Consider the following 10,586-nt stretch of genomic DNA (forward strand, 5'->3'; position numbering starts at 1 on the left):
CACCGCCCTGCGGGCCGCCGCCGTAGACCGCGCCTCCGCGACCGCCGCCGCCCTGCGGTCGGCCGCCGCCGTAGACCCCGCCGGCCGGGCGCCCGCCGTTCGCCGGGGCGCCACCGTAGACCCCACCCTGGCCGCCACCGCCGCCGTAGACCCCGCCGCGCGGCGGGGCGTCGGGCCGGTTGCCCGGCGGCGGGTAGCCGGGGTTGCCCGGGAACTCGTCGCCACGGTCGTCGGTGGGCTCCGCGGCCGGCTTGGTGACGTCCCTGCCGGCGTTGGGCAGCGCCTCGACCCCGGTGGTGGCCGGGGAGTAGCTGAGGATGTCGATCGGGTCCGTGGCGTCCAGGAGGCCGCCATCGGAGACGGTGACGAAGGACTTGCCGTCCGCCGTGTAGGAGATGGCCTCGCCGAACGGGTCCGCGAGGGGGGTGACCCGGGGCTTGCCGGTGGTCAGCGCGGCGACGATGTTGCCGCCGGTCACGTCGAACTCGAAGGCGTCGCCGTACGTGCGCAGCACCACCTTGCTGCCGTCGGGCGAGCGGGCCGCGCCGGTGACCAGCAGCCGGCCGGGGCTGCCCAGCTTGTTCTCGGTGTTGGTCTTGGGCAGGGTGACCTCGCCGACCTTCTTCATCGGGATGGCCTCGGGGTCACCGCTGCTCTTGAACTTCGCCGTGGGCGTGAAGATCTCCGACTTACCGGACAGGTCCTTGGTGATGACCAGCGGCAGGTTGTCGTCGCCGACGAGCAGCGCCTCGGCGTCGTGCGGCTCGTTGCCCGGGTAGGTCAGCCGGTGCAGCACCGGCTGCTTCGACCCGCTCAGTGGCATGGTCCAGATGGCGACCCGCTCCCGGCGGGTCTTGGCCTCGACGTTGTCGCCGGTGTCGGCGATCCAGAGCGTCTTCTTGTCCGGCCCGAGAGCCAGGTCCTCGGTGTCGTACGGGCCGGAGCCCGAGTAGCGGACCGGGTCCTTGGCGATCTCGCACTTGGTGTCGAGGAAGAAGACACGCTTGCGGCTCTCGTCCTCGGTGCCGTCGTTGATCACGACGTAGCCGGTGCTGGTGGCGACGAGGCCGGACAGTTCCCGGAGTCGCTTGTCCTCAACGGTGCACTTCTTCTTGGGAGCCGCGGCCAGCACGGGGGCCGCGGCGGGAGCCGCCAGGGCGATCCCGGCCGGCGCCACGACCGCGCCGACGAGGCTCAGCGCGATCGTGACCGAGGAGACAGCGTGCCGCATGGCGCCAAGTGTCGCACGACCCGCGTTTCCGGCGGGTGACGCCGGACGGCTCACCGCCCGGCGCCCACCCGTTCCTCGCTGGTGAGCCGGTCCCCCGCCCGGTACGGCGCGAGTTCGGCGGCCAGCGCCTGACCCACCCGGACGTGCAGCAGGGTGCCCTCGGGCAGGTGCGCGGTGCTGAGCACCTCGCCCTGCCGGTGCACCCGGGCCACCAGGTCACCCCGGTCGTACGGGAGGACCGCCCGGACCTCGACGGCCGGCCGCGGCAGCCGGTGCTCGATCGCCTCGCGCAGCCCGTCGATCCCGCGCCCGCTGTGCGCGGAGACGAGGACCGCCTCCGGCCAGAGCCGCTTGAGCCGCAGCAGCGTCTCCTCGTCGGTGGCGTCGGTCTTGTTGATCACCAGCAGCTCGGGCAGCCGGTCGGCGCCCACCTCGGCGAGCACCTCGCGGACCGCGCGGACCTGCTCCTCCGGGTCCGGGTGGGTGCCGTCGACCACGTGCACCACCAGGTCGGCGTCGCCGACCTCCTCCAGCGTCGAGCGGAACGCCTCGACGATCTGGTGCGGCAGGTGCCGGACGAACCCGACCGTGTCGGAGAGGGTGTAGAGCCGGCCGTCGGAGGTGGTGGCCCGGCGGGTGGTCGGGTCCAGGGTGGCGAACAGCGCGTTCTCCACCAGCACGCCCGCCCCGGTGAGGCGGTTGAGCAGGCTGGACTTGCCGGCGTTGGTGTAGCCGGCGATGGCCACCGCGGGCACCGCGTTGCGGGAGCGGCGGGCACGCTTGGTCTGGCGTACCGTCGCCATGCTCTTGATCTCGCGGCGCAGCCGCGCGATCCGGTGCCGGATCCGGCGCCGGTCGGTCTCGAGCTTGGTCTCACCGGGACCGCGCAGGCCCACGCCGCCGCCGGCGCCGCCGCCGCGACCGCTACCGCCGGTCTGCCGGGAGAGGCTCTCACCCCAACCGCGCAGTCGCGGCAGCAGGTATTCGAGCTGGGCCAGTTCGACCTGCGCCTTGCCCTCGCGGCTCTTGGCGTGCTGGGCGAAGATGTCGAGGATCAGGGCGGTCCGGTCGACCACCTTGACCTTGGTGCGCTGCTCCAGGTTGCGCAGCTGCGACGGGGACAGCTCACCGTCGCAGATGACCGTGTCGGCGCCGGTGGCGAGCACCACCGCGCCCAGGTCGTCGACCTTGCCCCGACCGATGTAGGTGGCCGGGTCGGGCCGGTTGCGCCGCTGGATCAGCCCCTCGAGCACCTGCGAGCCGGCCGTCTCGGCCAGCGCCGCGAGCTCGGTGAGGCTGTTGTCGGCGTCATCCTGGGTCCCCTCGGTCCAGACGCCCACGAGGACGACCCGCTCGAGCCGGAGCTGGCGGTATTCGACCTCGGTGATGTCGGTGAGCTCGGTGGAGAGGCCGGGGACCCGCCGCAGCGCCTGCCGCTCCGACAGCTCGAACTCGCCGGTGGTGGCGTCGAGCTCGTCGTCCTCGTAGGGAAGGAAGGTCTCCTGCTCTCGCAAACCGCGACTCCTGTCCGTTATGTCTATTGCCGGGGTATTTCTCGTTCGCATGAGCATCCTGACACGTACCAACGCGCGACGCACCTGCTATATGCCGTGGCGCTACTAACTGGTAGCGGGGCCGGATGCCGGCCGACCTGGGAGGGCGAGTAGAAATGCCAGGCGAGCCGCTCAGCGCCGACGGAGGAGTTCTACGTGGCCAACACCCGACTGCCGAGTGCCGGATTCTCGATCACGATCCGGATCGCGGTACCCGCGGACGCCTCCTCCATCGGGCGGCTGACCACCGCGGCGGGCGAGGCCGGCGCCATCGTCACCGCCCTGGACGTGGTCGACTCCGACCCGGCCCACGTGATCGTCGACCTCACCTGCGACACCGCCGACTCCAACCACGCCGATCAGGTGGTCGACGCGCTGACCGCGCTCGACGGGGTGGACGTCCGCAAGGTTTCCGACCGGACGTTCCTGCTGCACCTCGGCGGCAAGATCGAGGTCAGCTCGAAGGTCGCGCTGCGCAACCGCGACGAGCTGTCCCGCGCGTACACCCCGGGGGTGGCGCGGGTCTGCATGGCGATCGCCGAGAACCCGGCCGACGCCCGCCGGCTCACCATCAAGCGCAACACCGTGGCCGTGGTCAGCGACGGCTCCGCCGTGCTCGGCCTGGGCAACCTCGGGCCGGCCGCCTCGCTGCCCGTGATGGAGGGCAAGGCCGCGCTGTTCAAGCGCTTCGGCGGGGTGGACGCCTGGCCGGTGGTGCTGGACACCCAGGACACCGACGAGATCGTGCAGATCGTCAAGGCGATCGCGCCCGCGTACGGGGGCATCAACCTGGAGGACATCGCCGCGCCGCGCTGCTTCGAGATCGAGGCCCGGCTGCGCGAGGCGCTGGACATCCCGGTCTTCCACGACGACCAGCACGGCACCGCGATCTGCGTGCTGGCCGCGCTGACCAACGCGCTGCGGGTCGTGGGCAAGCAGCTCTCGGACGTCCGCGTCGTGGTCTCCGGCGCCGGCGCGGCCGGCACCGCGATCATGAAGCTGCTGCTGCGGCAGGGTGTGGGCGACATCATCGCGTACGACCGGCAGGGCGCCCTGCACCGCGGGCTGCCCGACCTCAACCCGGCCTGGCAGTGGCTGGCGGAGCACACCAACAAGGAGAACTACTCCGGCGACCTGCCCGGCGCGGTACGCGGCGCGGACGTGTTCATCGGGGTGAGCGCGCCGAACCTGCTCACCGGCGAGGACATCGCCACCATGGCGAAGGACGCCATCGTCTTCGCGCTGGCCAACCCCGACCCCGAGGTGGACCCGCGGGAGGCCCGCAAGCACGCCGCCGTGGTCGCCACCGGCCGGTCCGACCAGCCGAACCAGATCAACAACGTGCTCGCCTTCCCGGGCGTCTTCCGGGGCATGCTCGACGCGCACGCCGAGGAGTTCACCGAGGAGATGGCGATCGCGGCGGCCCGGGCCATCGCGGACGTGGTCGGCGAAGACAAGATCAACCCGACGGTGATCGTGCCGAGCGTCTTCGACTCGCGGGTCGCCCCGGCCGTCGCCGCCGCCGTCCGCGCCGCCGCCCAGAACCCGACCGCGACGCCGCCCCCGGCCGCCGACCCCGGCCCCGCCGACCTCCCCGAGATCGCCGCGAACGCCAGCGCCACCCCCTGACCGCGCCTACTGGGTGCATCTGTTGTCCCTCCAGCGACAACAGATGCACCCAGATCGCCTGTTGATCAATGAGGGCGGTCGCGCAGAACCAGGACAAAAAGACCGGCCAGCCTCATGATCACCGCAGCGACCCGAGGCCGTGCGGGCGGCCCTCGCGGTCCTGGCCTACCGCCTCGACCGGGGGTTCACGCCCCCAGGGCGGGCAGCGTGATCTCGCCGGTGGCGACCAGCACGGCCGGGCCGGATAGCCAGCAGGTGTCGTCGGTGACCGTGACCGTGAGGCGGCCGCCGGGAACGTCGACGGTCATCGTGCCGGTCTCCCGGCCGGCGTCGCGCAGCGCCACCGCGGCCACCGCGCACGCGCCGGTACCGCAGGAGAGCGTCTCCGCCGAGCCCCGCTCGTAGACCCGCATGAGCACGTGTCCGTCGGTGCCCTCGACCGGTTCGCCGGGGGTGGTGAACTCGACGTTCACCCCGGACGGGAAGACGGACGGGTCGACGTCGGGCGCCCGGGTGAGGTCCAGGCCGCCCAGCTCCAGGCTGGCCGGCAGCGCACAGACCAGGTGGGGGTTGCCCACGTCCACCGCCGCGCCGGTCAGGGTGAGCCCGCCCACCGTGGCGGTCGCCGTGTCGTACAGCCGGGGGCGGCGCATCTCGACGGCGACCTCGGCGCCCTCGACCCGGGCCCGGACCAGGCCGGCCCGGGTCGCCACCGGCAGCGCCGCGCCGGACGGGGTGGCCAGCCCGGTCTCCAGCAGGTAGCGCACGAAGACCCGGGCGCCGTTGCCGCACATCTCGGCGAACGAGCCGTCGGAGTTCCAGTAGTCCATGAACCACTCGGCCTCGCCGGCCAGCGCCACGCCCTCCGGGTGCTTGGCGGCGCGTACCACGCGCAGCACCCCGTCGCCGCCGACGCCGCGCCGCCGGTCGCAGAGCGCGGCGACCAGGCCGGGCGTCAGGTCGAGCGCCCCGTCCGGGTCGGGCAGGATGACGAAGTCGTTGCCGGTGCCGTGGCCCTTGGTGAACTCCACGCCTCCATCATTCCCGATGCTCGGCGACCACCCGCAGCGCAGTGTCGAGAAACCCGGGCGAGGCCGAGTCCAGCCAGTGAACCCGCGGGTCGCGGCGGAACCAGGAGCGCTGCCGGCGGGCGAACCGCCGGGTGGCCCGGATGGTCTCCTCGTACGCCTGCGTCTCGGTCAGCTCCCCGGCCAGGAAGCGCAGCACCTGCTGGTAGCCGAGCGCCCGGCTGGCCGTACGCCCCTCGGGCAGGCCCTGGCCGACCAGCGTCCGCGTCTCGTCGACCAGGCCGGCGGTCCACATCCGGTCCACCCGCAGCGCGATCCGCTCGTCCAGCAGCGCGGTTTCCAGGTCGACGCCGAGCTGCACCGACGGGTAGTACGGCGTCGGCGCGGGCAGCGACGCGGTGAACGGGGCGCCGGTCAGCTCGACGACCTCCAGGGCCCGGACGATGCGCCGGCCGTTGCTCGGCAGGATGCCCGCCGCGGCCACCGGGTCGGCCTCGGCCAGCCGGGCGTGCAGCGGGGCCGGGCCGACCGCGGCCAGCTCCGCCTCCAGCCGCTCCCGGAGCCCCGGGTCGGTCCCGGGGAACTCGAACTGCTCCAGCACCGCCCGTACGTAGAGCCCGGAGCCGCCGACCAGCAGCGGCACCTTCCCCCGGGCCAGGATGTCGTCGACCGCCGCGCGGGCCAGCCTCTGGTATTCGGCGACGCTGGCCGGCTCGGTCACCGGCCAGATGTCGAGCAGGTGGTGCGGCACACCCTCCCGCTCGGCCGGGGTCAGCTTGGCGGTGCCGATGTCCATGCCCCGGTAGAGCTGCATCGAGTCGGCGTTGACCACCTCGCCGTCGAGGGCGTGCGCCAGGGCGATGCTCAGCGCCGACTTGCCGGCCGCGGTCGGCCCGACCACGGCCACCACGGTCCGGCTCACTGCCGCTCTCCGTTCGCGACTGCGGGGCTCGCAAGCTCACTCCTCGCGCTCACACCTTCTCCCAGTTCGCCACGAAGTAGGCAACGCCGTAGGGCGCCTGGTGGTAGCTGACGTCGCCGCGCCAGTCGCCGCCCACCGCCCGGACCGCGCCGGCCAGCACCTGCCAGGGCGCCCGCCCGGCGGCCTTCAGCTCCGCTGACAGCACCGGGTCCAGGCCGAGCAGGGCCTCGACGTCCGCGCCGGCCAGGGCCGCGGCAACCCCCTCGTCGTACGCGGGCGCGCGCGGGTCGTCGTAGCCGGGCGCCTTGACGCCCCGGCAGGCCGACCCGTCACCGAGCACCAGCAGCGCCGTCCGTCCGTCCGGGTCGGCGACCAGGTCCGCGCCGAGGGCGGCGCACTCGGCCGGGGACGCGTCGGCGGCCACCGCCCGGGCCAGCCGGGGCAGCTCGGTGCCGGACCGGTTCACCAGCCAGGCGCCGATGGTCAGGCTCAGCGGCAGGCGGTCGCTCCCGGCGCAGTTGACCTTCCAGAGCCGGACGTGCCGGTCCAGCCCGAAGGGACGCAGCGAGCCGTGGTCGGCACTGCCGAACCGTTCCGTCGCCGGCCCGGCCCCCAGCAGCAGGATCACCTCGGGGTCGGCGGCGAGCAGCCGGGCCACGGCCGCGTCGGCGGCGGCGCGGAGGTCGTCCAGCTCGGGCGCGGCGGCGCCGGCCAGCTCGGGCACGATCAGGGGCGGGTGGGGGCAGACGGCGGCGGCGACCAGGGGCACCGGTCCAACCTATCCGTATCCCCCGGTGCGTCCCCGCGCCGATCCGGTCATCGAGGCGCTACGACACCGTATGGTCACGGTCGACGACAGGCGCTCGACACGGACCGGGTCGGACCTGTGACAATGCCGGGAGAACTTTGCTGCGCCGTGGCGGCGATCGCGGGAGGAGTCCCGTCGACGCCGGGAGAACGAGGATGGGCACATGAGCGACTGGACTGCCTTCGGACGGGTCGACGAGGACGGCACCGTCTACGTCAAGACCGCCGAGGGCGAGCGGGTGGTCGGATCCTGGCAGGCGGGGGCACCGGAGGAAGGGCTCGCCCACTTCGCCCGGCGCTTCGCCGACCTGGTGACGGAGGTGGACCTGACCGAGGCCCGGCTCAACTCGGGCGCGGCGGACGCCGGCCACTCGCTGACCACGATCCGGCGGATCCGCGCCTCGCTGCCCGAGGCGCACGTCGTCGGCGACATCGACGCCCTGGCCGCACGCCTGGACAAGCTGGCCACGGTGGCCGAGGAGAAGGCCGGTGAGGCCCGGGCCGCCCGGGACGCCGCCCGTGGCGAGGCCCTCGCGCGCAAGACCGCCCTGGTCGAGGAGGCGGAGAAGCTGGCCGCCGAGTCGACCGGCTGGAAGACCGCCGGCGACCGGCTCAAGGAGATCCTCGACGAGTGGAAGACCATCCGCGGGGTCGACAAGAAGGCCGACGGTGAGCTGTGGAAGCGGTTCGCCGCCGCGCGCGACGGCTTCACCCGCCGCCGGGGCGCCCACTTCGCCTCCCTGGACCAGCAGCGCAAGCAGGCGCAGGGAATCAAGGAGGAGCTGGTCGCCGAGGCCGAGAAGCTCAAGGAGTCGACCGACTGGGGCGCCACCGCCAACCAGCTCAAGGACCTGATGGCCCAGTGGAAGGCCGCGCCGCGTGCCTCCAAGGAGGCCGAGCAGAAGCTCTGGGAACGGTTCCGGGCGGCGCAGGACGAGTTCTTCACCCGGCGTAGCGAGGTCTTCTCTGCGCGGGACAACGAGCAGCGCGCCAACCTGGAGCGCAAGCAGGCCCTGCTCGCCGAGGCCGAGGCGCTCGACGTCGACGCCGACCCGAAGGGCGCCCAGGCGAAGCTGCGCGAGATCCAGGCGCAGTGGCACGAGGCCGGCCGGGTCCCCCGCGAGGCCGCCGCCGGGCTGGAGCGCCGGCTGCGCGCCGTGGACGACAAGGTCCGCGACGTCATGGACTCGGCGTGGCGGCGCACCTCCAAGGAGGACAACCCGCTGCTGGCCCAGATGCGGGCCCAGGTCGCCGAGGCCGAGGACCGGCTGGCCCGGGCGCAGGCGGCCGGCGACACCCGCCGGATCAAGGAGGCCGAGCAGGCGCTCGCCTCGAAGCGGCAGTTCCTCCAGCTGGCCGAGCAGGCCGGCTGAGCCGAGCTTCACCGGGAGCCCCCGGTCCCGCCTCGGGACCGGGGGCTTTCCCGTGTCCGGCGCCGGCCGGGTCGGGAAAGCGTCTTCCGCGTTCGGCCGCCGGCTCGCCTGTTGACGCATCGAGGCCGCCTGATCAAAATGGGCGGCAGAGCCAGGTTCCGCACCGGCGCGAGGGCACGACGGCACGACCCGCCGTCGGGATTCGCCGGTGCCTCCCTCCGCGAGTGGCCGTCCACGTGACACGGCCCGGCGCGCGCTGTCCGCGTACTCGATGACGAGCGGGCCGTCTCCCTTGGTCTTTCCGCCCGCGGCGCTCGCGCGGCGCGGGCATCCGAAGTGGAGCACGCCATGCACCGACCCACCGCCCTCGGCGGCGCCCTCGCGGCGCTCGCCACCGCCGCCGCCGGCGTCCTCGTCGCAGCGGCCGTCAGCACCACCCCGGCCGCCGCCGCCACCGGCGGCACCGGCACCGGCTACCTGCACACCAGTGGCAACAAGATCGTCGACAGCACGGGGGCCACGGTCCGGCTCACCGGCATCAACTGGTTCGGCATGGAGACCGACAACAAGACCTTCCACGGTCTGTGGTCGAGCAACCCGTGGCGCGGCCAGCTCGACACCATGGCCCGGCTGGGCTACAACACGCTGCGCATCCCCTACTCGAACGACGCGCTGAAGCCGGGCGCGACGGCCACCGGCATCAACGACTTCGTCAACCCGGACCTGGTCGGCCTCTCCCCGTTGCAGATCCTCGACAAGGTCATCGACTATGCGGGCAGCAAGGGGATGCGGGTCATCCTGGACCGGCACCGGCCCACCTCGGCCGGGCAGTCGCCGCTCTGGTACACCTCCACGGTTTCCGAGGCGACCTGGATCGCCGACTGGAAGATGCTCGCCCAGCGGTACGCGAACAACCCCACCGTGATCGGCGCGGACCTGCACAACGAGCCGCACGCCGAGGGCACCAACCCGGCGGCCACCGGCGCCTGCTGGGGCTGCGGCGACACCGCGCGGGACTGGCGGCTGGCCGCCGAGCGGGCCGGCAACGCGATCCTCGGGGTCCAGCCGAACTGGCTGATCTTCGTGGAGGGGGTGAGCTGCCCGAGCGGCGGCCTGTCGAACGTCTGGGACAACGACCCGAGCAACGACGAGGACTGCGGCTGGTGGGGCGGCAACCTGTCGAGGGCCGGGCAGTTCCCGGTCCGGCTCAACGTGGCCAACCGGCTGGTCTACTCCCCGCACGAGTACGCCACCTCGGTCTACCACCAGGCCTGGTTCGACGACCCGACCTACCCGGCGAACATGCCGGCGATCTGGGACAAGTACTGGGGCTACCTCTACAAGCAGAACCTCGCGCCGATCATGATGGGCGAGTTCGGCACCACGCTCCAGGACCCGAAGGACAAGGTCTGGCTACAGAACCTGATGGCGTACACCGGGACCGGCGTGACCGGGATGTCCTTCACCTACTGGTCGTGGAACCCGAACTCGGGTGACACCGGCGGCATCGCCAACGACGACTGGACCACCATCAACCAGGCCAAGCAGGACATCCTCCAGCCCTACCTGATCCCGCCGACAGGTGGTGGCGGCAACCCCACCCCGACCCCGACCGGGTCCGGCTCGCCGTCCCCGTCACCCACCACGCCCGCACCGACCGGCGGCTGCACGGCCACGTACAAGCAGGTCAACGCGTGGCAGGGCGGCTTCCAGGGTGAGCTGACCGTGAAGAACACCGGCACCGCCGCGGTCAACCCGTGGTCGGCCACCTGGACCTGGCCGTCCGGCGTGACCCTGGCCAGCGGCTGGAACGCCACCGTCACCCAGTCCGGCACCACGGTCACCGCGGCCGCACCGACCTGGGCGGCGTCGCTGGCGCCGGGCGCGTCGGTGACCATCGGCTTCACCGCCAACGGCACAGCCGCCGCGCCGGCCTCCGTGAAGCTCAACGGCACCGCCTGCTGAACAGGCGACGGCCGGGGCCGCCACGGGGCGGTCCCGGCCGTCGGCGGTCGCTCAGCGCGCGGCGCAGCCGCCGGTGGG

8 protein-coding genes are annotated in these 10,586 nt (G+C 73.1%); 3 read left to right on the forward strand and 5 right to left on the reverse strand.

The annotated features are described in order from the left end of the window. Together B0E53_RS27405 and hflX are read right to left on the reverse strand one after the other, a co-directional pair. Positions 1-1,231: hypothetical protein (locus B0E53_RS27405; RefSeq protein ID WP_107078666.1), on the reverse strand; the 1,231-nt coding region annotated here is incomplete at its 3' end. A 50-nt stretch (positions 1,232-1,281) separates the two neighbouring features. Beyond that, the gene (gene hflX, locus B0E53_RS27410; RefSeq protein ID WP_246835620.1) at positions 1,282-2,802 is read right to left on the reverse strand and encodes a GTPase HflX; all 1,521 of its coding nucleotides are present in this window, start codon (positions 2,800-2,802) and stop codon (positions 1,282-1,284) included. A gap of 138 nt (positions 2,803-2,940) precedes the next feature. Between hflX and B0E53_RS27415 the strand changes: the two genes are divergently transcribed. Further along, entirely contained in the window at positions 2,941-4,413 is a 1,473-nt protein-coding gene (locus B0E53_RS27415; protein WP_107078668.1) for an NAD-dependent malic enzyme, read from the forward strand. A gap of 185 nt (positions 4,414-4,598) precedes the next feature. Here B0E53_RS27415 and dapF read toward each other — a convergent pair whose 3' ends face one another. Genes dapF through B0E53_RS27430 form a run of 3 tightly spaced genes read right to left on the reverse strand, consistent with a single transcriptional unit; the run spans position 4,599 to position 7,132 of the window. After that, positions 4,599-5,444 carry a diaminopimelate epimerase gene (gene dapF, locus B0E53_RS27420; protein ID WP_107078669.1) on the reverse strand — a complete coding sequence of 282 codons (846 nt, stop codon included), beginning with the start codon at positions 5,442-5,444 and terminating at the stop codon, positions 4,599-4,601. Between the two features lie 7 nt (positions 5,445-5,451). Then, positions 5,452-6,363, reverse strand: coding sequence for a tRNA (adenosine(37)-N6)-dimethylallyltransferase MiaA (gene miaA / locus B0E53_RS27425; RefSeq protein ID WP_246835621.1), 912 nt, complete (start codon positions 6,361-6,363; stop codon positions 5,452-5,454). A 49-nt stretch (positions 6,364-6,412) separates the two neighbouring features. Continuing rightward, positions 6,413-7,132 carry a class III extradiol dioxygenase subunit B-like domain-containing protein gene (locus tag B0E53_RS27430; protein ID WP_107078670.1) on the reverse strand — a complete coding sequence of 240 codons (720 nt, stop codon included), beginning with the start codon at positions 7,130-7,132 and terminating at the stop codon, positions 6,413-6,415. 202 nt (positions 7,133-7,334) lie between these two features. Here B0E53_RS27430 and B0E53_RS27435 point away from each other — a divergent pair, with 202 nt between their 5' ends. Next, on the forward strand, positions 7,335-8,543 hold the full coding sequence (locus B0E53_RS27435; RefSeq protein WP_107078671.1) for a DUF349 domain-containing protein: 1,209 nt from the start codon (positions 7,335-7,337) through the stop codon (positions 8,541-8,543). Positions 8,544-8,891: 348 nt separating this feature from the next. Continuing rightward, positions 8,892-10,508 (forward strand): cellulase family glycosylhydrolase, encoded by a 1,617-nt coding sequence (locus B0E53_RS27440; protein ID WP_107078672.1) that lies wholly within the window; start codon positions 8,892-8,894, stop codon positions 10,506-10,508. Positions 10,509-10,586 lie beyond the last annotated feature (78 nt).

It is taken from the genome of Micromonospora sp. MH33, from assembly GCF_003013775.1.
Lineage (GTDB): Bacteria > Actinomycetota > Actinomycetes > Mycobacteriales > Micromonosporaceae > Micromonospora > Micromonospora fulviviridis.